This is a genomic window from Pantoea sp. M_10 (assembly GCF_008631515.1).
In the GTDB taxonomy this organism is placed as follows: domain Bacteria; phylum Pseudomonadota; class Gammaproteobacteria; order Enterobacterales; family Enterobacteriaceae; genus Pantoea; species Pantoea anthophila.
Window position 1 is genome coordinate 70,536 of sequence record NZ_VWUL01000004.1, and the last position, 22,326, is coordinate 92,861.

Consider the following 22,326-nt stretch of genomic DNA (forward strand, 5'->3'; position numbering starts at 1 on the left):
CGTCGCTGCGCAGGCACTCAGCGACGCCGGGTATGATCGATGTTGAGCCGTTCTGCCGCCCGGACCAGATCGGTCAGCGAACGCGCATTCATCTTCTCCATCACCCGCCGCTTGTGGACTTTTGCCGTGATTTCACTGACGCCCATCTCGGCGGCAATCTGCTTGTTCAGCAGGCCACTGATTGCCAGCAGCATCACCTCACTTTCACGCGGGGTCAGCGTCTGATGTCGCTGCAGTAACTCTCGCCGCTCCTCGGAGGAAGCCATATTCTGCTCAGCGATGCGTAAGGCTTCCGATACCGCCTGCAATATACGGTCGGGATCGACCGGTTTGGTCAGAAACTCATACGCGCCGGTTTTCATCGCCCGCACCGTGACCGGAATCGTGCCGAAGCCGGTCAGAAAGATGGTGGGAATGGCATATCCGCGTTCGATTAACGACCGGGCGATATCAAACCCATCTGCGTCCGGCAGATTAATATCCAGAATCAGGCAACAGGGCAGGGACGTCAGCGTGTGCGCCAGAAACGCTTGCGCAGAAGAAAAAGCGATAACCGTGTAATCGTCAGCAATAAAGAGATTGCACAATGCAGAGGTCACTGCTGCGTCGTCGTCAACGATATATACGATGGGATTCATTGGAACCTCATTCCAGCCAGTTGTTTACTGGTCAGTTAATTAATCATGACGTACCAGAAGGCCCTGATGAGAAAGTCACGGGCAGGGTTAACAGGATATTACCATAACAATTATCATTATCATCCTTTTATTGCAGGGGCGTAGTGATTCGGATAAATGGCTGATTGATATGGCTAAATGATGAGCGCCCACGCCTGATGTGATCGCGAATTTCACGGTGGGCAATATCGGGACAGGCTCAGTTCATCCTCCTGTTTATAACAGGCTGAGAGGAGTGACCAGCGGGCAGGAGAATAGGGCTGTTGCGGCATCATAATAATCCATAGAGCGGCCGAGACGATAAAATCGTTTCAGCCTTATTTCGTCTGAAATAATGAAGTGACGGTGCGTTATTACACTCAGTTAATAAGCGGTACGGTAAACCGGCACCTGCCAGATAAACACGGAGACGTTTTCTGCCGAAAAAAGCGTCGTGCAAGGCAGGATAAAACGCGCGTAATGTTTCAGATAAATGGCTTCTCACTTTTCCATAGTTACAACATGCTTAATACGAAGCCTGAACACCCTCCTTCAGCAGCGGCATAAATGTCGCTTAGCAGCGGAACCCCATTGAGCCGGGCATCGTCCGACGCCTGCCTAATCAGGCGCGCTGATTTCGTCTGGTAAAAAGTCATTACATTTAAAAAAAGCCTTAACTGTCAGCGATTAACCCGGATAAGCGTAGCCGTACAGATGGCGTAGTGGCTAATCCTCACTAAGCTTGTGAGGCAACCCTATAAATTCAGGGGTATTTTTCCAGCCGGAAGCTATTCGCAATGTCGCCATGGGGCTTATATGAGTGAAAATTACTGCACTATTGTTTTCAATGGTGAACGGATGCAGGGCCTGGCCGACCAGCCGCTGATCGATTTTCTGGATGCCCGGGGAAAAAAATTGCCTCATGTCTGTTACCATCCGGCGCTGTCGCCCTTACAGAGCTGTGATGTCTGCTGGGTGGAAGCCAACGGTGAGCGGGTGCGGGGCTGTACGCTGCGAACCGAAGAGGGCTTAACGGTGCAGAGTGAAGGCCTGGTGCTGGAGGCGATGCAGCAGGAGGGGATGGATCGCCTGCTTAACCGTCATGAACTCTACTGCACCGTCTGCGAACACAATACCGGGGACTGCACGCTGCATAACGCCGTGGCCGATATGCACATTCCGATTCAGTACTATCCTCATCAGCCCAAGCCCTACGCGAAAGATCACTCTAATCCGTTTTACACCTACGACCCTGACCAGTGCATCCTGTGCGGCCGCTGTGTTGAAGCGTGCCAGAATGTCGAGGTTAACGAGACGCTCTCCATTGACTACACCCAGGCGCACCCGCGTGTGCTGTGGGATGGCGGAACCGAAATCGCCGGCTCCAGCTGCGTCAGCTGTGGTCACTGCGTCACCGTCTGCCCCTGTAATGCGCTGCTGGAAAAAACCATGCAGCCCGATGCGGGGCCTTTTACGGCGATGGATGAAGGGCTGAAGCGCCCGCTTATCGACTTCGTAAAAGCGCTGGAGAACAGCATCGGCATGGAGCCGATCACCGGCGTTTCAAAAATTGATGTGGCACTGCGGCAGTCGGAAATCAAACGGACTAAAACGGTCTGTACTTACTGCGGCGTCGGATGCAGTTTTGAAATCTGGACCCGCGATCGCCACATCCTGAAAATTCAGCCGGTGGCAGAGGCCCCCGCCAACGGTATTTCGACCTGCGTGAAAGGCAAATTCGGCTGGGACTTCGTGAACAGTCCTGAAAGACTGACCACCCCGCTGATCCGTGAAAACGGACGTTTCCGGCCCGCCAGCTGGGATGAGGCGCTGCAACGGGTAGCGGAGGGGTTGCAGGCCGTGGCGCGGCGACACGGCGGGGATGCGATTGGCTTTATCGGCTCCAGTAAAGCCAGCAACGAAGAAGCCTATCTGACGCAGAAAATTGCCCGGCTGATCTTCGGTACTAACAACGTCGACAACTCCTCCCGATACTGCCAGAACCCGGCGACAGAGGGACTGTTTCGCACGGTGGGCTATGGCGGTGACGCCGGAACGATTGCAGACCTGCAGCAGACGGAACTGATAGTCCTGGTGGGCAGTAACCTCTCTGAAAACCACCCGGTTATCGCCTCCCACATCAAACAGAGTCATAAACATCGCGGTCAGAAGCTGCTGGTTGTCGATCCGCGCCGTCATGAAATGGCCGAGCGTGCCGATTGCTATCTGCGCATCCGTCCCGGCACCGATCTGGTGTGGGCCTCAGCGATGGCGAAATATATGTTTGACCACGGTTATGCCGATGAATCATTTCTGGCGCAGCGGGTTAATCAGGTGGGGGCGTACCGGGCTTCACTGGCTCCCTTTACCCTGGCTTTTGCCAGCGAGATTTGTGACCTGAGCGAACCGGCGCTGATCGAAGCCGCAGAGATGATCGGCCAGGCGGGCAGTGCCTGTATCTTATGGGCGATGGGCATCACGCAGCACAGCCACGGCGCAGACACCAGCACGGCACTGTCGAATTTGCTGCTGGTTACCGGCAACTATGGCCGGCCCGGCACCGGTGGCTATCCGATGCGCGGCCATAACAACGTACAGGGCGCCAGTGACTTTGGCTGTCTGAGTAATCTCTACCCTGGCTATGAGAAAGTGACCGATCCGGCAATGCGAGAAAAATGGGCGCGTGCCTGGGGCGTGGCACCGGAAGCGCTCTCCGACAAAGCGGGGGCCGATAACTTTAAAATGGTGAAAGAGGCCGGTGAGGGCACGATTCGCGCAATGTACATCACCGGGGAGGATACGGCGTTTGCCGATGCCGATTCCGCGTCGGTGCACGCTGCCTTCAGTAAACTGGAATTTATGGTGGTGCAGGACATCTTTATGTCGCGCACAGCTGAATTTGCCGATGTCGTCTTACCCGGCTGCCCGAGCGTCGAAAAAGAGGGCACCTATGTCAACACCGAGCGGCGTATCCAGCACTTCTCTCCGGCGATGAAACCCCTGGGTGACAGCCGACCTGACTGGCAGATCTTTACCGAACTCGCAGCCCGACTGGGCCACCCATGGCACTATCCGAATCCCGGTGCGATCATGGCGGAGGCAGCAGGGATTGCAGAAATCTTTGCGGGCGTCAGCTATGAACAGCTGGTCGGCTGGCAGTCGCAGCTCTGGCCGGTGAGCGCGGCGGGCGAAAGCACTCCGCGGCTCTATACCGAGCGGTTTAACTTCCCGGATGGCAAAGCCCGGCTCTATCCGCTGAGCTGGCAGCCTCCCGCCGAGCAGGAGGATGCGGAATATAATCTGCTGCTGAATAACGGCCGGATGCTGGAGCATTTTCAGTCGATGAATCAGACCGGGCAGGGCGGACGCATGCTCTCACTCTCGCCCAACGCCTTTGTGGAGATCTCACCGGCGCTGGCGGCGTCGCGCAGCCTGACCGAAGGGGAGTGGGTGCGTATCACCTCGCGGCGCGGTTCGGTGGATGTGCCGGTTGTCATTACCGAACGCGTGGCCGGTCATATTCTCTTTATGCCAATCCACCACGGAAAGGATGGCGTTAATGCCCTGACCGGGGAACATCACGATCCTGATGTCAACACACCCGCCTATAAAGAGATTGCCGTCAATATGAAGCGCATTGACCGCCGGCCGCAGCCCGATCCGATGCCGCTTCACAACTTCCGGCACGGCAGCCGGACCCCACTCGATCATCTGCCCATTGAGCAAAAGTGGCAGCAGGCCGGCTATCGTGAGCCACCTGAACATGTTGAAAAACCGGAGAAATTTTAATGGCTGAACGGATAAAATATCAGGTCACGCCTGCGCGAACCGAACCGACCGCCAGAGAGGCGATGGATGAGCTGATTGAAAATCTCCACCAGCACGGTTTTCTGCGCCTGGCGAACGATCTGGTGAAGTCGAATAGCGAGGTGGGTAAGATTCTGGTATCGGGTCTTAATCAGCCCGGCACGCAGAATGCCCTTCAGAACATTTCGCTGCTGATGATGACGCTGGGCAGCGTACCGCCCGAGCGGTTCAATCATCTTTTGCAGGCAGTGCGTGAGGCGGCAATGGCCGTCAAACCGGCGCGGGAAGAGGCCCGTCAGGAAAAAGCCGCGCCGGGCATTCGCGGCATCATCCGTCTGCTCAATGATGAGGAGCTGTGGCGCGGCCTGCGACCTCTCCTGACGGCGCTGGATGTCTTCTCTCAGCAGATCGACAGGGAAGAGGAGAAGCCGATCACCCGTTTCAGCGGCAAACCGAGCCGGGAATAGTGCTTCCCGGCTGGCTCAGCGGGTCGGCGTGTAAACCAGATGACCCGCGATCCCACCGGCACCGCCATCTTTGGGGTGATTCATGCCATCGGAGACCGGCACGTCGGTGAAATCAAAGGGCGAAACCCCGTCCAGGCAGGCGACGTTCACGCCAAACTGATCGGGTTGCGAGCGGCTCTGATGGAAGGTGTAGATGCCGCAGATCGAGCAGAAGTAGTGTCCCACCTGTTTGCTGTTAAAGCGATATTCGGTGAGCTGCGCGTCACCCTGCGTTAACGCCACGTTAGTGGCAAATACCACGACTGCGCCGCGCATGCGGCAAAATGAGCAGTTGCAGCGGCGCACCGTGTTAAACCCATCTTTCAGCGTCACCCTGAATGCCACTGCGCCACAGTGGCATTGAGCCGTTAGTTCTTCGTGCATTGCCTTCTCCCGTGTCGTAATTCCAGCCAGCTTTCAGCCTACGCCAAAGCCTGAGTTTTGGCAGCCTCCGCGCCGGATTTGTTGCTAACACGGAGAGCGGGGGTGGTCAGCGCGGGGTAAAGTGGCTGCAGAGTGTGAACGCCGTCGCGGTTACCTCTCCAGCCTGACCCAGCGGCGGCCCGCCAGCACCGTCAGAGCCACGATGGTCAGGCCTGCGGCCAGATGCATGGAGAAGTCGATGGCATGCAGGTGGGTTTCATGGCATAGCGACAGCAGCATAGATGAGGTGAATGCGCTGCTGCAGCCGGTCAGGGCCAGACTGCGCGCCGGATGGAGTGATCGGGTGCGCTGCAGGGCAACCACAGAGATCAGCATCATCGGCACACTGGCAGAGAGCATAAACAGATAGCAGTGTATCCCTTCACCAAACCGGCCTGCTGCCGCTGGCGGTTCTGACGATGACATGTTGATCAGATTCAGCGCCAGCCAGATCGCCGTCAGCACCGCCGAACCGCGCAGGCTGAGGGGTTTCCTGCCCGCAATGCTCAGTGTAAAGGCCGCCGCCAGCATGTTGCCCGCGATGATAAGTGACAGCACCAGGCCAGCAAGCGCCAGTAACGCGCCGGGCTGTGACCAGTCTGTCTGCCTGGTGTGAAATGCCCAGCTGCTCAGCGCACCGCACGGCAGGGCCAGCGCGATCCAGCCCGCCACGCGCCAGGGTGTTGGCCACACCCGTCGTACCGGCTGCGCAGAGGCGCTGAGCTGATTGATTAACTGGTCATGATTTTTCATGATGACCCCGTCCATATTTACGAAGATTAACCATTGCGCGATGCAACAGGGATTTAACCGCAGAGAGCGACTGATGCGTTTCAGCGGCCGCCTGCGCCAGGCTCTGCTCACGCAGATGTACGGATTCAACAATTTCCCGCTGACGCAGCGGAAGGGTGTCCAGATAACCCGAGAGGATATCGGCATCGGCGGCGGTGTCAGCCCCGGCAGCAGGCTGGCGTTGCAGCACCTCCTCATCCTGGACTTCCTGACGTCGGCCATGCTGACGCAGCGCATCAATGGTCCGGGCAGCGGTGATAGCCGCTACCCAGGGGAGGATAGGCCGCTGCGGGTCGTAGGTATGCCGCACCCGGTGGATCGCCAGCAGCGTCTCCTGAATCACATCCTCAGCCAGGGCCTCGTCGCGGATTTTTTTGCACACCAGTGCCCGGATGGCCGGAACCATCGCTTTCAGTAACTGGTTATAGGCCGCTCTGTCGCCCGCCTGTGCGCGTGCCATCAGCGCTGGCCACTGCTGTGCGCGCCGATCAGTTTCTGGCATCGGACATCAGCCGGTCAGCGCCCCAGGCGCATGTTGGTTCAGTCGTTTCAGGTTTTCTTTCCTTTTTCCGTCGCCTTATCCAGCGCTGATATGACAATCCCCGGCGTCAGCACCTGTGGCAGCACTTCCGGTTTCCCCCCGTCAGCCGGGTAGACCACGTAGAGCGGGAGTCCGCCACGACCGAAGTCGCTGAGTGCCTGTTCCACATCAGGATTGTACTGGGTGGAGTCCGCCACCATGTAGATCGTACTGGTGCGCGCCATCGCGGCTTTTACCGCCTGCGTCGACAGCGAGGTGCGGTCGTTGACCTGACAGGTGATACACCAGGAGGCCGTGAAGTTCACTAAAATGGGCTTGCCCTGGCCTTTGATCGCGTCAACGTTTTGCGGTGACCAGGCAACGGCAGCGGCCGCCTGTGAGGCGGTATCTGTGTCGGCAGGCGCGGCGGCAAAACTGTTAAGGTTCATCAAAGGCACCACGACCAGCGCGAGAAAAAACGCGGTGGCAACATGCAGCAGCCCGTGACGCTGACCCATCATACGGCGTTTCTGCGCCATGCCATACAGCCACGCTGCAAAACTCAGCAGCAGGCAGCAGGCCAGAATTGCGGCCAGAGCGGCTGAGCCTGCCTGACGTTCCAGCACCCAGATCAACCAGCCCACCGCGCCGAGCATCGGGAAGGCCAGGCCCTGTTTGAGCGTGTTCATCCAGGCGCCCGGTTTTGGCAGAATCCGCGCCAGTACCGGGAAAAAGGAGATCAGGGTGAAGGGGGCAGCGAAGCCCAGCGCCAGCGCGATAAAGATCACCAGGCTGACCAGCGGGGGCTGCGTCAGCGCGTAGCCTACTGCGCTCGCCATAAAAGGTGCGCTACAGGGCGTGGCGACGATAATAGCCAGCGCGCCGGTCAGTGCCGACCCCACCAGACCACCGCGGTCGCTTCCCACGCCGCCAACCCGCTGTATCGACAGCCCGACTTCAAACAGTCCGAGCAGGTTCAGCGCCGAACCCAGCATCACCAGAATCAGGGTAGCAATGACCAGTGGCGATTGCAGCTGAAAGCCCCAGCCCACCGATGCACCGCCTGCCCGTGCCAGCAGCAGCACCGCCGTCAGGGCGACCATGGTCACCACGACGCCCAGCAGAAACGCCACGCCCTCCGCTCTGGCGTGCGAAGGGGTGGCATGATGGCGGATCAGGCTCAGCGCTTTCAGTGAAATCACCGGAAACACGCAGGGCATGAGGTTCAGTATAATGCCGCCCAGAAAGGCGGCTGCAATCGCAGTCAGCATGATTTACCTGCTCAGATGATGAAGTTATGCCGGGTTGGCCTGACGATATTTCTTAACGGCATCCATGGCTTTCTGGATATGCGCGTCAGGGTTTTTATCGGTGTAGCTCAGCAGGATTTTTCCATCGGGCGCGATGACGTAAGAGGTGCGGTCTGACACCTTCTGCCCCTTCATCTCCATCGTGCTCTTATACTCTGCGGCCACTTTCGCACCCGGATCGGCGGCAACGGTAAACTTGTCACGGCACTCAAGCTGAGAGAACTTCGCAATCTGATCGGTGTTACCCGCGGTCACGCCAATGACGGTCGCACCCAGTTTACTGAACTCGTCGGTCGCTTCAGCAAAATCATGCGCTTCCAGCGTACAGCCCGCACTGAAGGCCGCAGGGAAAAAGTAGAGCACAACCGGGCCTTTTTTCAGGGCCTGTTGCAGTGAAAAGGTGGTGGATTTACCCGCCAGGGCCGCATCCAGTTTAAAATCTGGCGCTTTCTCTCCAGCCTGTAATGCCGCAAAGGCGGAGGTTGCCGGAACACTCAGGGCCAGCAGCGTCACGACAGCCAGGGTTTTCAGGGTCATTTTCATTGGCTTTACTCTCTCCATTGACGATCAGACGGGGTTGTCTGACGTCCCTGTTAACAGGTTCGTTTAAAAACGGAAAAAGTTGCGGCGTCTGAAAATTTTTTTATCGTTTTTTTAATCCACTGTTATCTGCCGTTTATACGAACAGTGCGTGTCACACGCTGAATCGAGTAAAGCCAGGCCTGTTCAATTTCACAAAATCCGTCGTGATTATTCATTTCCGGACGCTTTTTATGTGATTCAGCCCGCATTACTGTCGCTAAAACAGAGCCATTTCACGTCAGGTGAGCATCGTCACGTTTCTTTTAACCTTCAGTCAGTAAATTTTACTTATGTTATGAAAAAACGATTCAGCTAACGGAGCTATAAATGAAGATTAAACTGGCGTTAACGGTACTGGCGGTGCTGGTTTCAGGTTCTGCTGCGGCAAAAACCTGGGTGCTGACGAGTGCTGAACAGGGCACTGAGCAGGGAAACTGGCAGATTTCCAGCGGTGAGCTGAAGTTGCAGGGTAAACCGTTCAGCATCGAACAGAAAGTGCTTCATGGCGGTAAGCAGGAGGGCAGTAAGATCCTGACGATTCGCAGTCAGGATGGCCTGACCATTACGCTGAGTCCGACCCGCGGGATGAATCTGTTGCGCGTGGAAGGTTTTGGTTCCCGTATGGGCTGGGATTCTCCCGTGAAAGAGGTGGTCAACCCGGCTTACATCAATCTTGAAAGCCGTAATGGCCTGGGCTGGCTGGATGGCTTTAATGAGATGATGGTGCGCTGCGGCTATGAATGGACCGGTCATCCGGTGACGGACGAAGGGCGCATCTATACGCTGCACGGCAAAGCCGGTAACACACCTGTCTCTCAGCTGGAAGTTGAGGTGGCTGACGCAGCACCCCATGAGATCCGCATTCGGGGTCTGATTAAAGAGAGCACCTTTAAGAAAGCCGATTTGCAGACCCTGACCGAACTGCGCTATGTGCCGGGCAGTAACAGCTTCAGCCTGCACGATGTGCTGACCAACCATGCTGACTATCCGCACGACTATCAGATCATCTATCACAGCAACTTCGGCACGCCGATTCTGGAAGAGGGCGCACGCTTCCTGGCACCGATGTCCGGCATCAGTCCGTTCAACGACTATGCCAAAGCCGGATTAAAAGAGTGGCAGACCTATAAAGGCCCGACCAAAGATTTTGATGAGATGGTATTTAACATCAAGCCGCTGTCGGACAGCAATCACCAGACCGTTGCCGCAGTCATCAATAAAGCCGGGACGGGCGGTGCCTCAATTCAGTTTGATACCCGCCAGCTGCCGCTGCTGACCCTGTGGAAAAATACCGACACCCTGAAACAGGGTTATGTCACCGGCATTGAACCCGGTACCAGTTATGCCTATCCGGTGACGATTGAACGTGAGCAGAAGCGCGTGAAGCAGCTGCAGCCGGGTGCAAGCACCGCGTTTGATCTGACTTACACCCTGCTGCACAGCAGCGAGCAGGTCAGTGACGTAGAGAAACGCATCAGGAACATTCAGGGCGAGACGAAGATTGACGAGAGCGAGACGCCGATCGCGAAAGAGTAACGCCCCTGACGTCCCGACGCTGCCGATAGACACGTCGGGATCTTCCTTCTGAACCGGATAACGTCATGAGGCTGTTGAGGGTCTGAAAGCGCGAAAAACCACGCAGCCGGTAAAAATCAGGACCTGGATCGTGTTTGAGGACGCGCTGAAACCCTGCAGCGGATTATTACTGTGCCTTCACTCATTACAGCAGGGCATCACTCATGGTCAGAACACGCCTTATCGCGTTATCCCTTTTATTTTTCTGTGCAGGAGGACAGGCAGCGCCGGGATTCCGGCAGGTGGAGTTATCAGACTCGGCGGGAAGTCCTCTCAGTGTGGCCATCTGGTATCCGGCAATCCAGCAAGGGAAGAGAGAAACGGTCGGAGAAAATGCCGCTTTTGTCGGGGTCAGCGTGATCCCTGATGCCTCCCCGATACCTGGCAGGCATCCTCTCGTTGTGATTTCGCATGGCTACAACGGAAGCTGGAGAAATCTCTCCCGGCTGGCAGACGCCCTGGCCGCGCAGGGATACATTGTCGCCGCTCCCGATCATCCCGGTACGACGACGTTCGATCAGAATCCTGACGCGGCCAAAAAACTGTGGCGGCGCCCCCGTGAACTCTCGCGGGTGATTGATTTCATCAGCCTCCATTCCGATCTTGCTGGCGCGGCGGACACCACACGAATCGCGGCTATCGGGCACTCGCTTGGCGGATGGACGGTGCTTTCACTGGCCGGAGCGCGTTTCGACCCTTCGCTTTTCCTGAGCAACTGTCAGCGATTTCCGCGTCGTGGTGACTGCAGGCTGACAAATAAGCTGGGAATGAATGAGGTGGCCGCACAGGATCGCTTCTCTGATCTTCGTGATAGCAGGATCGGTGCCGTGGTTTCACTCGATGCGGGTTTAGCGCCGGGTTTTACTTCCCAAAGTCTTACCCGAATGACGCTGCCCATTCTTATCCTGGCGGCGGGTAATGACAGCCTGGGAGAGCTGCCTGCGGCGCAGGAGTCTGCCTACATTGCGGATAACCTGCCTGCATCTCTGCACCATTACCGCATCGTTAAGGGCGCTACGCATTTCAGTTTTATGCAGTTATGCAAACCGGGTGGCGAGAAGCTTATAGATGAAGCTTCTCCCGGCGACGGCATCGTGTGTCAGGATGATCGGGGCGCTGACCGCAGAGCACTGCATCAGCAACTGAGGAGCCAAATCACGCTTTTTCTGCAGTCAGCCCTGAATTATCCCGCGCCTGCTGACGATACGCCCCCGGCGACGTTCCGGAAAGCCGCAGGAATTCACGATTAAAATTAGACTTCGTCATAAAGCCTGATTCCATCATGATTTGCGTCACGGGCAGAGCGGTGTTAATCAGCAACGCTTTTGCCCGTTCAACCCTGAATCCATTAATCCACTGTGAAACATTGCACTGTCTGACCGAGTTAACGGCGGCAGAAACATGGCGGGCAGGTATGCCGGTTTTCCTCGCCAGCAGCGCCAGTGTCACATCCGGATTCAGGTAGAGTTCATCCTCACGAACCTGCTTTTCCAGCTTCCTGTATAAGGCGGTCAACTCAGCCGTCCCGGCTCTCTCTTTTTCTCTGTTCTGCTCCTGACCGGGGGCTGACCCGATGAGCGGAGGCGGATTGATGAGTCTGAAGATAAGCGTTCCTACCAGAGGCAGCAGCGCAAATTGCGTAACTGCCACGATCGAGGTGGCATATTTCCCCCCGCTGAAGCCGAAGTCGACAGCAATCAGAAGGTCAGTCAGCGCAGAGGAGCAGAGAAAGAAACCCGCAAACAGCGCGAGCCTGTCAGAGTGAGAAATCTCACCCGGTCGCAGAGAGTGGAAGGGGGGCTTTCCCGTCGCTCTGAAAAGAGCCACGCCATAACTGAAAAACAGTATGCCCAGCACGACATCTGTAGCCGGCGCCCACAGCAGTCGGATCAGTAGTGACAAAACGACGGGTACAAACAGCATCAGCACATAGCGCTTCTGCCTGTGCTCGCCGGGCAGCACGAAACTGCTCCATGCAATAGCGGGCAGAAAAATGGCCATGACTGACTGCAGGTTTCTCAGTAGATCGGAGTGAAACTCCCAGCGCAGCGTATTGGTTAATATCAGGATGAAGCTGGCAAAAAGAAAACGCAGTGCGCCATTATGGCGTGCGCCTGCTGTGCAGAGGGCCGCGATCAGCAAAAGCAAAGCAATCAGCGTAATGACGGGAAAGGGCACCGAGAGCATAGAGGTATAACCAGAACAGGAATTTTACTGAATGATTACATAAATGTCAGAAGGTTGTCTTCTCTGCCGGAAGTCAGTCACCGGATTGACCAGATGCATGCTCATTTAACATAACGGCGCGTCACGACTGACTGTTCATGGCACGCAGCGCCATCCGCAGATGGTGTTCTATAAAATCGGTCTTGAGCGCGCTGTAACGCTGGCTGTCGTTGCGGCACAGTGAAGCTGCCGCCTGTTTAAGTTCAGCGTAATCATCAGCAACCCGTCTGTTTTCTCTCAGGTAATCACGAAAGGCAAGATGCCGCAAAACCTCTTTATCTCCCGCCGAAAACGCATGCAGATGATGACTGCGCTGTTCGCCTCCCTTAGTGAAATATCTGCGTCCGGCAATGCCCGATTCACCGCGCGCAAGGTATCCGGCGCGGCTCAATGCAGGGGAGCAGGTATCCAGCGCATTAATATCAGTTACCTCCAGCAGGATATCAATAATGGGTTTGGCCGCAAGGCCGGGTACTGATGTGCTGCCGATGTGATGGAGGCCGATAACCGCGCCATTCAGCAATGTTTTTAGCATGACACTTTCGGCCGCAAACAGTGCAGGCCATTGATTATCGTAGGGCACAACAACAACAGTTCGCATAGTGGTGTGCTCTCCGAATCACTTATTTAACATAAGATAGATTATGCGCATATGGGTGCCGGTAAGGTTAAGTACCTGCTCAGGCACATCAAGGGTGTTTTTTATCGTGATTAAGCCAGCCAAAGTCAGGAAGTAACAGGAAGGAAATAATGATGGCTGGCTGATTTGCTCTATTCCCAGCCCAATTCACGATAACTTCTGCTATCCACGTCAGGAAAAGACGTGCTATATCGACCCCAGCCCATATATTCATAATAGCGTGTCATTGCTTCATAATGGCTGACAGCATCAACTTCCCATACAAGTTTTGCACCTGATTCTAATAACGATCTTGCATTGTTTCCCCGAACGCCTTTCAGACAAAATGTCTGACATCCATCAGGCTCGACCCAGAGTTCATGTATCAATGGCCACCTCCCCCTTAATTCATTAATCCTGGCAATCATTTCATAACAGCGTTTGAATTAACAGGCAGTCATGCGCTTCAGACGAACCTCTCAGGTTCGTTTGCATCCTGTACGTTGTTTATCGATTTTCTGCATCAGCGGTTCACCTCCGTCAGAGGGTAATTTATGAAGCAGAAGAGATGCATCGGCGGGTGCGGGACGATCACTGGCTTCATCTCTCTGGCGACCCCGCCAGTGCAGAGGGCCAGAGGATCAAAGCAAACCTTGTCGAAGGATTCTGGCCCTGCGATGCAGACTGGCGGGCGTTAGTGGCTTTCCGCACGCAGCAAATCTTTGAGCGCGGCTGGCGTGCCCTGATTTCACAGTCTGCCGTAAAAAGTCATCCGCGCGGTTTCGGATAGCGCAATGCCGGGCTGCGTGTTGTAAGCCAGCACCGCCAGCATGCGGGTCACCTCACCTTCGGTCGGGGTCACGCGGTGCAGGGCGTTGCGCCCGCGAAACAGCACCAGATCGCCGGGCTCAATCGCCAGGGCCTCGACCGGCTGGCGTTCATCCAGCACCGCCGCGACGCCTGTATAATTCATCTCACCGGCATCGGCATCCCGCAGATCCTTCACATACTGAAACACCCCGCCCGCCTGCGGTTTTTGCACCAGCAGGGTGATAGCAAAAGAGGAGTTGTCAAAGTGCCAGCCCAGCTCCTGGCCGTGAGGCGCATAATGCAGGTTGATCGACGAAAGCGGATCGGCATAGGGATAGAGCGCGTCCTCTCCCAGCACGTCGCAGAGGAACTGTTTGAACAGCTCATCCGTATAAAGCTGACGCAGCGGGGAGTCGGTCGCGATAGCGTCATCGGTAATGCAGCCTTTGGTGCTGATTACGTCACGATTGCGCGGATGATCGGCGCTGAAGGCCGCATCAGGTTTCATCAGATAAACGTTATGTTTGCTGAGCGTGTGATAAGCCAGGTGACGCTGGGCGTTGCCCTCCTGAACTATCGCCTCCAGAGCGGCGGTCTGTAAGAACTGACGCAGGACCAGCGCGCCAGCGTGGTTCAATTGTTCACGACAGCGGTGACGCCAGCCACGATCGGCCAGCGGATGAAGATCAAGACGAACCAGGGAGTCAGTCATAGCAACAGTTCTCATCATGAGCAGGAGTGATGCTACTCTACCTGTCGCCTGCTAAGCCTGTGTAACGATAAAAACTTAATACCCTGATAAGGAAGCGTTAATGCCTGCCCACTCACCCCGGTTGCCCAAAATCAGTGTTATCCAGTCCTTTAAAGTGGCCGCCGAACTGGGCAGCCTGGCGAAAGCGGCGGCCCAGCTGGCATTGACGCCGGCGGCGGTTAGCCAGCAGATTCGTCAGCTGGAGGAGCAGCTCGGCAGTGCGCTCTTTTTACGCACCCAGAGCGGCGTGATGCTGACTGACACCGGCAAGGCCTATCTGCGCTACGTCACCGAAGCCTTTGATATCCTGCACCTGGGTCAGCAGAATATTCGCCATGCGGCGAAAGCGCCGACACTCACGCTCTATGCGTTACCGGCGCTGGCGTCCAAATGGCTGTTGCCCCGGCTGGCGAGCTGGCGCGCCTGTTGCCCCGATAGCGATCTGTCGTTACACGGCACGCACGCGCAGGTTGATTTCACAGCGATGCCTGCAGACTTCGTCATCTGCTTTGGGGAAGATCGCTATCCGCAGCTGGACAAGCAGTGGTTATTCCATGATGAGGTGCTGCCGGTTGCCAGCCCCGCCTTACTCCAGCGCTATACGCCAGAAACGATCTTCCGTCAGGCTCCTTTGATTCACCTCGACTGGGGCAATGAGGGCCGGTTCCTGCCGGACTGGCGAAGCTGGTTTCAGGCCAGAGGCGTGGACGAACCGGCTCCGCAGCCCGCATTCAGTTTCAATCTGACCTCGCTGGCAATTGATGCTGCCGTGGCGGGGGCCGGTCTGCTGCTGGGGCAGCGCCGCCTGATCGCGGCGGAGCTGGCGCGGGGCGAACTGGCGATCGTTGACGATTTCAGTCTGCCGCTTAGCAAACCCTATTACCTTGCCTGGCCACAGCGCACGCTGAGTCAGCCGGGCAGCGAGGCGCTGATTACCTGGCTGCGTGAAGCGGGCGCAGGCTAAGAAGTGTTCTGCATGACAGGTGACCCTGTCACGCAGGGCTGTTAAGACCGATCTTCAAGAATAATGGCCACCCGCTGTCCTGCCCGCACGGCGCTGCCCGGCTGCACGCTGACCTGCTGAATCACCCCGTCACAGGGGGCCAGCAGCGGAATTTCCATTTTCATCGATTCCAGCACCACCAGCGTATCGCCCGCCTTCACGCGGCACCCCGCTGCCGTCTGAACCTGCCACAGGTTGCCGGAAACCGGACTTTCAACGCCCTGCTCCCCGGCCTGAAGCGGCGCGTCTCCCGTTTCCGCCACCTCACTCTCCTGCGTGATGTAATGTGCCTGTCCGCTGGCTATCCAGCGGTCACGCTCAGCATTGAACGCCTGTTGCTGATGTTGACGAAACGCGCTGATACTTCCGGCTTCGCGGTCGAGGAAATGCTGATATTCCGCCAGCCGCAGCGTGCCCTGTTCTATGCGCAGCGGATAGCGCCCTACGGGAAAATCGCGACGGATCTGCAGCAGTTCATCAGCCGAAACCGGATAGAAACGAATCTGGTCGAAAAAGCGCAGCAGCCAGGGCTTACCGCCAAAATCGGCGACATCGCGATAGCGATTCCACATCTGCAGCGTGCGGCCAACAAACTGATAGCCGCCAGGCCCTTCCATGCCGTAGACACAGAGATAAGCCCCGCCAATCCCCACCGAGTTTTCGGCCGTCCAGGTGCGTGCCGGATTATATTTCGTGGTGACCAGACGATGGCGGGGATCCAGCGGTGTGGCGACGGGCGCGCCGAGATAGACGTCGCCCAGCCCCATCACCAGATAGCGGGCATCAAACACCGTCTGCCATACGGCCTGTTTATCCGGCAAATCGTTGATCCGGCGGATGAACTCCAGATTGTCCGGGCACCAGGGGGCGTCCTGCCGCACGGTGGTCATATATTTTTCGACCGCTTTCTGACAGGCGGGATCGTCCCAGGAGAGCGGCAGATGCACCACGCGCGTCGGCACCTGAAGGTCATCACTTGTGCAGACCCCCTCCCACGCCTCCCGCACCCACGCCAGCAGCGCCTCCGGGGTCAGGGTTTCCGGCTGGAAATGGATCTGCAGGGAGCGGATGCCGGGCGTGATATCAACGACCCCCGGACGGGATTGCGCTTCCATCGCCTGCATCAGCGCGTGGATGCGAAAACGCAGCACCAGATCCAGTTCCGGCTCGCCAGCTTCCAGCAGCAGATGCGTATCGCCTGAGAGACGCGCCACCAGACGCTTATCCTTTTCACCGCAGGTCATCACGACAGGCGACGTGAGCGGTGCCGGCTGCCAGGCGATCGCCTGTGGCTCGAGCGTTGCCAGCTCGGCACGTCCTCCTGCGGCCAGTCGGCGGGCGGTGGGAATGTCCACCGCCACAAACTGCACCTTATCACCGGCTTTAAGCTGCCCCAGCTGCCAGAGATCCCCTTCGATGACCGTCACCGGGCAGACGAAGCCGCCCAGACTGGGGCCATCGGGACCGAGAATGACCGGCATGTCGCCGGTGAAATCCACTGCGCCAATCGCGTAAGGATTATCATGAATGTTGGAAGGATGCAGTCCCGCCTCACCCCCGCTCTCGCGGGCCCAGATCGGCTTCGGTCCAATCAGGCGAACACCGGTACGGCTGGAGTTGAAGTGCACTTCCCATTCGGTGGCAAAAAAAGTCCCGATATAGTCGGGCGTAAAAAACTCCGGCGCGCCGTGGGGGCCATAAATTACCCTCAGCGTGCGCACCGCGGCCAGCCCCGTGCAGAGCGAGGCGGGCAGTGCTGTGCCCGTCACGTCTGCCGGGCGCGGTGCCAGGTGAAGCACATCGCCGCTGCGCAGCGCCCGGCCTCCGTGTCCCCCGAACTGGCCGAGCGTAAAGGTGCTTTTGCTGCCCAGATAATCCGGCACCTGAATCCCGCCGCTCAGGCAGAGGTAGCTTCTGACGCCTGTACCTGCGATCGCGCCCAGCTTCAGCGTTGAGCCTGCCGGAACAGTAAAGACGGTATTCATCGGCTGATCGACCCCCTCCAGCGTGACGGGGAGCGGCGCTCCGCAGACCACCGCCTGCACATCGGTATTCAGTTTCAGGGTCGGGCCGTTAAGGGTGATCTCCAGCGCAGCATCGCCCTCAGCGTTGCCCAGCAGGCGGTTGCCGAAACGCAGCGCGCGGTCATCCATCGGTCCCGAAGGCGGCACCCCCACCGCCCAGTAGCCCAGACGGCCGGGATAGTCCTGCACGCTGGTCTGGGTTCCGGCACTCAAGACCTCCAGCGTGGCCGCCTGATAACCGAGCTGCTCCAGACAGCGGGTCCAGGGTTCCCCCGTGGTGAATGGCGCAAAAGCCAGTATCTGCAGCAGATAGAGGCGATTGGTCTCGACACCATATAACCGGGTTTCCGCCAGCGCCTGAGCCAGCGTGGCAATGGCTTGGTCGCGAGTAGGACAGCAGGCGATGGTTTTCGCCAGCATCGGATCGAAAAAGGGCGGCACTTCACTGCCCGCCTCCACCCAGCGGTCGATACGCAGCGTCTTTCCTCCGGCTGGCGGGAAAAAAACATCGGTCAGCAGACCGGGTGATGGCTGAAACTGCCGTCCCGGATCTTCCGCGTAGATCCGGGCCTGAATGGCGTGGCCCTGTGGTTTCAGCGTGGCGGCTAAACGATCCAGCGGCGGGAGCGCCCCGGCGGCCAGTTCGATCATCCACTGCACCAGGTCAACCCCCCACACCTGCTCCGTGACCCCATGTTCGACCTGGAGGCGGGTGTTCACTTCCAGAAAATAGAAGTGCTGCGCCGCGCTGTCATAGACAAATTCCACCGTTCCGGCGCTGCGATAGTTCACCGCTTTGCCCAGGACGATGGCGGCGGAACAGAGTGCCTCTGCCATGCCGTCAGGCAGATTGGGTGCAGGTGTCTCTTCAATAACTTTCTGATTACGGCGCTGAACCGAGCAGTCACGCACGCCGAGCGCGATCACTCCGCCTTTGCCATCACCGAAAATCTGTACCTCAAGATGACGGGCGCGTTCGATATATTTTTCGAGAAAGACCCCGGCATCGCTGAAGTTGTTCTGGCCAAGACGCTGCACCGTGTCAAACGCGTCGGCGAGTTCATCCTCATCGCGGCAGACGCGCATACCGATGCCGCCGCCGCCTGCGGTGCTTTTCAGCATGACCGGATAGCCGACCTGGGCCGCTGCCCGGCGGGCTTCATGGCGGTCCGCCAGCAGTTCACTTCCCTCCAGCAGCGGAACGCCTTCGGCTTTTGCCAGCGCGCGTGCCGTGTGTTTCAGTCCGAAAGTACGCAGCTGCTGGGGCGTGGGGCCGACAAAAATCAGGCCCGCCGCCTCGCACGCCTCGGCAAAGGCGGCATTTTCCGAGAGGAAACCGTAGCCGGGGTGGATCGCTTTCGCCCCGCTCTGCCGTGCGGCGGCGATGATCTTCTCCGCCACCAGATAGGTTTGCGCGGCGGGCCCGTCGCCCAGGCTGATCGCGCTATCCGCCTCACGGATATGCAGGCTGCTCAGGTCAGCCTCAGAGTAAACGGCGATGCCTTTCACCTGCATGGCGTGCAGGGTACGCAGAATGCGGCAGGCGATCGCGCCGCGATTGGCAATCAGTAACGTATCAAACATAGGTGATGCTCACAGGGAGGCGGGTCGTCCCGCAGAATTCGCTATTCCCTGGGGCCGTCCCCGGGGATGACCGGCACCTGACAGTGCAGCGGCGGTAGAGGCAGACAGGCGATCGATCAGAGCGGGAATGTCAGGCCCGGCTGTCGCGCTGTCGCATGCAGATTCAGTTCCACACCAGCACCTCTGCAGGCGTCGGGTTCCAGCCGTTGCAGGGGTTATTGAGCTGGGGGCAGTTCGAGATCAGCACCATCACGTCACACGCCGCGATCAGATCAACATATTTGCCGGGGGCTGACAGTCCATCTTCAAAGGTCAGCCCCCCTTCCGGCGTCACCGGAACGTTCATAAAAAAGTTGATATTGGCGCCGATATCCCGCTTGTGAAGGCGGCCATCATGCAGGCAGGCGCAGAGAAAGTTATCCCGGCAGCTATGCATGTAGCGCTTATCGTGGGCATAGCGCACGGTGTTGCTCTCCTGGGAGCAGGCCCCGCCCAGGGTGTCGTGGCGTCCGCAGGTATCGGCAACCAGGGTCAGCAGCGGATTACCGAGATTGGAGTAGAGCACGCTGCCGGTAGTCAGATAGACCTTTCCCTGACGACGCAGGGTGCGCTGGGGATCGTAACGCTCGCGGGGGTTATCGGCGCGATAGAACAGGGTATCGATCGCCTGGTTACCTTCGAGGTCGAGCAGCCGCAGCCGCTGCCCTTTTTTGACCTCGAACAGACAGGGCTCCCCGGCCGGGATCACATGACGCCAGACTGCCGTTTCAGGATGATAATCAGGGGTAATCGCTGTCATCACAGCCTCCTTACAGGGAAAAGTGTTGGGTGTTTTGCATGGCGCGCTGATTTTCATCGCGGGTGAAAATGACGTCGCTGAGGGCCTGACCCGCATCGGCCTGATACCAGTTCAGCTGAATCGGGCGCGGCAGATACTGAGTGGCGGGATCCTGAGGATGAGGCAGCGCGGTCAGGACGATCAGCACGTCCATCGGCGCATACAGCTCAACGAAATCGCCGGGCTGACTGTTGCCTGAAATAAAGGCAAAGCGCCCCGCCTCATCCACCGTGACCTTGCTGAAAAAGTTCACCACCATCAGCAGATCTTCCAGGCCGAGATCCCATTTACCCATCTCCACCAGCAGATTATCGACGCCGTTACGGTAGAAACCGTTGCGCAGTTCCTGATAGCGTCCGCTGCCGTACTTGTCGTGCGTCTCGGCGGCGTTAAGGACGCCGCCGAACGGGTCATGCCAGCCGCAGCTGTCCGCCACGATAGCCGCCAGGACGCGACCCATATCAGAGTAAAAACAGTGGCCGGTGGTCAGCCGCGCGGTGTGCTGACCCTTAAGGGTGTCGGGCAGGTTCAGCCGTTCACTTTTTTCGTGCGGATTGAGCATCATGGCGCTGACGTTAGCCCCGCCGTCGATATCGGTCAGGCGCAGGATCCCGCCCTTACGCAGGATCAGCGAGGTATGCGCGCCGCCAGGAATCTGCTCTTCGCGCAGGCTGGGGCCGGAGTGAAAAAGTGCAGTCATTGAGCGTTCTCCTTTAAGGGGTAAATGTTGTCTTTGCGGCCGGTCGCCAGCTGGGACAGCCGCGTCTCGTTAAGCGGAATGTCATAGGTGATACGCGCCCCCCACGCATTGGGTGCCTGGGGATCGAGGCGCACCTTGTCAAAAACCAGCAGCCGGGTGCCCAGGTTGAACCCTTCGGCAAGGTCGTGCGTGACCATAAAGACGTTCATGCGGGTTTCGCTCCAGAGCTGAAGCAGCAGGGCGTGCATATCTTTGCGGATGCCGGGGTCGAGTGCGCCAAAGGGCTCATCCAGCAGCAGCACGCGTGGCTGCATGACAAACGCCTGGGCAATCGCCAGCCGCTGCTGCATCCCGCCCGACAGCTGCGCCGGATATTTGTCGAGCGCGTGGCTCAGCCCCACTCGCTCCAGCATCTCTCTGGCCTGATGACGCGCCTGACGTTTTCGGGCGCCCAGCAGCCGGCCCCACAGCGGTGACGCCGGCAGTTCCAGACCGATGGTGACGTTATCCAGCACGTTGAGATGAGGAAAAACCGAGTAGCGCTGAAAGACCACGCCGCGACTGCGATCGGGCTCCGCCGGCAGCGGCTCACCATCGAGCGTGATGGTGCCGCGCGTTGGTTGCTCCTGACCGAGCAGCAGTCGTAATAAAGTCGATTTCCCGCAGCCGGAGGCACCCACCAGCGAGCAGAACTCCCCTTCCCTGACCTGCAGATTGATGCGCTCCAGCACCACGTGGTCGCCATATTCCTGCCAGATGTTTTTGATATCGATAAAACTCATTCCCGGCCTCCTTCCGCCCACGGGAAACAGGCTTTGTGCAGCTGACGCAGCGCCAGATCCATCAGCCAGGCCAGCAGGGTTATCCAGATGACATAAGGAATGATGACGTCCATCGCCATGTAGCGGCGGACGAGGAAGATGCGGTAACCCAGCCCGGCGGTGGCAGAGATGGCTTCGGCGGAGATCAGGAACAGCCACGCCGAACCCAGCAGCAGGCGCAGCGAGGTAATGAGTCGCGACAGCAGCTGGGGCAGCACTACCCGCAATACCACCGTCCAGCTGTTCGCGCCCAGCGTCTGGGCTTTGATGAAAAGCTCGATGGGGATCTCCCGCGCCCGCTGTTCCAGGTCGCGGGCCAGCATCGGGGTGATGCCGATGACGATGAGCATCACTTTTGACAGCTCATCCAGCCCGAAGACGATAAACAGCATCGGCAGCAGCGCCAGCGGCGGGATCATCGACACGACGGTCATAAACGGCGACAGCGCCGCGCGGGTCATGGGAAACACCCCGGCGGCAATACCGATGCCCAGGCCGATCAGCGCAGAGATCATCAGGCCCGTCAGCAGACGGGTGAGACTGATCAGCGTATCCGCCCACAGCAGAAACTCACCGCTGCGTTTATCGGGCGTGAACGCCATCCGGTCAACCGCGGCGATCATCTGCGACAGACCGGGCAGCAGTTTATCCTGCGGGTTTGCTTCCAGCCGCACCGCCGAGCTGATAAACCAGGCGGCGATCAGCAAGACAAACGGCAACAGCATCAGCGTCAGGCGTATTCCCTGTCGGGGATAACGGTTAATATGGCGCATGGCGTA

19 protein-coding genes and 1 pseudogene are annotated in these 22,326 nt (G+C 58.0%); 6 read left to right on the plus strand and 14 right to left on the minus strand.

All coding sequences use genetic code 11. From position 1 onward, the window contains the following. Positions 1-17: 17 nt before the first annotated feature. Positions 18-638 (minus strand): response regulator transcription factor, encoded by a 621-nt coding sequence (locus F3I47_RS12710; RefSeq protein ID WP_150029041.1) that lies wholly within the window; start codon positions 636-638, stop codon positions 18-20. A gap of 834 nt (positions 639-1,472) precedes the next feature. Between F3I47_RS12710 and fdhF the strand changes: the two genes are divergently transcribed. Both fdhF and F3I47_RS12720 read left to right on the plus strand, forming a co-directional pair. Continuing rightward, positions 1,473-4,445 (plus strand): formate dehydrogenase subunit alpha, encoded by a 2,973-nt coding sequence (fdhF, locus tag F3I47_RS12715; protein ID WP_150029042.1) that lies wholly within the window; start codon positions 1,473-1,475, stop codon positions 4,443-4,445. Then, entirely contained in the window at positions 4,445-4,930 is a 486-nt protein-coding gene (locus F3I47_RS12720) for a DUF1641 domain-containing protein (protein WP_150029043.1), read from the plus strand. The genes fdhF and F3I47_RS12720 overlap by 1 nt, the downstream gene beginning before the upstream one ends. 15 nt (positions 4,931-4,945) lie before the next feature. Here the strand turns inward: F3I47_RS12720 and F3I47_RS12725 are convergent, their stop codons facing one another. The 5 genes from F3I47_RS12725 to F3I47_RS12745 all read right to left on the minus strand — a co-directional run bounded on the left by F3I47_RS12725 (position 4,946) and on the right by F3I47_RS12745 (position 8,557). Beyond that, positions 4,946-5,353 (minus strand): GFA family protein, encoded by a 408-nt coding sequence (locus tag F3I47_RS12725; RefSeq protein ID WP_033736762.1) that lies wholly within the window; start codon positions 5,351-5,353, stop codon positions 4,946-4,948. 150 nt (positions 5,354-5,503) lie between these two features. After that, positions 5,504-6,145 carry an NrsF family protein gene (locus tag F3I47_RS12730; RefSeq protein WP_009092994.1) on the minus strand — a complete coding sequence of 214 codons (642 nt, stop codon included), beginning with the start codon at positions 6,143-6,145 and terminating at the stop codon, positions 5,504-5,506. Next, entirely contained in the window at positions 6,132-6,686 is a 555-nt protein-coding gene (locus F3I47_RS12735; RefSeq protein ID WP_140923443.1) for a sigma-70 family RNA polymerase sigma factor, read from the minus strand. Before F3I47_RS12735 ends, F3I47_RS12730 begins: the two co-directional genes overlap by 14 nt. A gap of 47 nt (positions 6,687-6,733) precedes the next feature. Next, positions 6,734-7,975 carry a protein-disulfide reductase DsbD gene (locus F3I47_RS12740; protein WP_150029044.1) on the minus strand — a complete coding sequence of 414 codons (1,242 nt, stop codon included), beginning with the start codon at positions 7,973-7,975 and terminating at the stop codon, positions 6,734-6,736. A gap of 24 nt (positions 7,976-7,999) precedes the next feature. Next, entirely contained in the window at positions 8,000-8,557 is a 558-nt protein-coding gene (locus F3I47_RS12745) for a peroxiredoxin (RefSeq protein ID WP_150029045.1), read from the minus strand. A gap of 366 nt (positions 8,558-8,923) precedes the next feature. Here F3I47_RS12745 and F3I47_RS12755 point away from each other — a divergent pair, with 366 nt between their 5' ends. Beyond that, entirely contained in the window at positions 8,924-10,132 is a 1,209-nt protein-coding gene (locus F3I47_RS12755) for an aldose 1-epimerase family protein (protein WP_150029047.1), read from the plus strand. Positions 10,133-10,335: 203 nt separating this feature from the next. Continuing rightward, entirely contained in the window at positions 10,336-11,421 is a 1,086-nt protein-coding gene (locus F3I47_RS12760) for an alpha/beta fold hydrolase (RefSeq protein ID WP_150029048.1), read from the plus strand. On the opposite strand, the gene F3I47_RS12765 is transcribed toward F3I47_RS12760, so the two are convergent. After that, positions 11,327-12,358, minus strand: coding sequence for an AraC family transcriptional regulator (locus F3I47_RS12765; protein WP_150029049.1), 1,032 nt, complete (start codon positions 12,356-12,358; stop codon positions 11,327-11,329). The genes F3I47_RS12760 and F3I47_RS12765 overlap by 95 nt on opposite strands. Before the next feature lie 121 nt (positions 12,359-12,479). Next, on the minus strand, positions 12,480-12,998 hold the full coding sequence (locus tag F3I47_RS12770; RefSeq protein ID WP_150029050.1) for a GrpB family protein: 519 nt from the start codon (positions 12,996-12,998) through the stop codon (positions 12,480-12,482). 571 nt (positions 12,999-13,569) lie between these two features. Between F3I47_RS12770 and F3I47_RS22500 the strand changes: the two are divergent. Further along, positions 13,570-13,806: pseudogene (locus F3I47_RS22500) on the plus strand (DUF2817 domain-containing protein); the annotation flags it as partial. Here F3I47_RS22500 and F3I47_RS12785 read toward each other — a convergent pair. Beyond that, the gene (locus tag F3I47_RS12785; protein WP_150029051.1) at positions 13,765-14,538 is read right to left on the minus strand and encodes a 2OG-Fe(II) oxygenase family protein; all 774 of its coding nucleotides are present in this window, start codon (positions 14,536-14,538) and stop codon (positions 13,765-13,767) included. The pseudogene F3I47_RS22500 and the gene F3I47_RS12785 overlap by 42 nt on opposite strands. Positions 14,539-14,638: 100 nt before the next feature. Here F3I47_RS12785 and F3I47_RS12790 point away from each other — a divergent pair, with 100 nt between their 5' ends. Further along, positions 14,639-15,541 (plus strand): LysR substrate-binding domain-containing protein, encoded by a 903-nt coding sequence (locus F3I47_RS12790; RefSeq protein ID WP_150029052.1) that lies wholly within the window; start codon positions 14,639-14,641, stop codon positions 15,539-15,541. 41 nt (positions 15,542-15,582) lie between these two features. Here the strand turns inward: F3I47_RS12790 and uca are convergent, their stop codons facing one another. The 5 genes from uca to F3I47_RS12815 form a co-directional block, all read right to left on the minus strand. Beyond that, positions 15,583-19,188 (minus strand): urea carboxylase, encoded by a 3,606-nt coding sequence (gene uca, locus F3I47_RS12795; RefSeq protein WP_150029053.1) that lies wholly within the window; start codon positions 19,186-19,188, stop codon positions 15,583-15,585. 163 nt (positions 19,189-19,351) lie between these two features. Continuing rightward, positions 19,352-19,987 (minus strand): urea amidolyase associated protein UAAP2, encoded by a 636-nt coding sequence (locus F3I47_RS12800; RefSeq protein WP_150029054.1) that lies wholly within the window; start codon positions 19,985-19,987, stop codon positions 19,352-19,354. A 10-nt stretch (positions 19,988-19,997) separates the two neighbouring features. Then, positions 19,998-20,726, minus strand: coding sequence for an urea amidolyase associated protein UAAP1 (locus tag F3I47_RS12805; protein ID WP_150029055.1), 729 nt, complete (start codon positions 20,724-20,726; stop codon positions 19,998-20,000). Beyond that, positions 20,723-21,508, minus strand: a complete 786-nt coding sequence (locus tag F3I47_RS12810) for an ABC transporter ATP-binding protein (protein ID WP_150029056.1) — start codon at positions 21,506-21,508, stop codon at positions 20,723-20,725. The genes F3I47_RS12805 and F3I47_RS12810 overlap by 4 nt, the downstream gene beginning before the upstream one ends. Beyond that, entirely contained in the window at positions 21,505-22,320 is an 816-nt protein-coding gene (locus F3I47_RS12815; RefSeq protein ID WP_150029057.1) for an ABC transporter permease, read from the minus strand. Before F3I47_RS12815 ends, F3I47_RS12810 begins: the two co-directional genes overlap by 4 nt. Between the last annotated feature and the right edge of the window lie 6 nt (positions 22,321-22,326).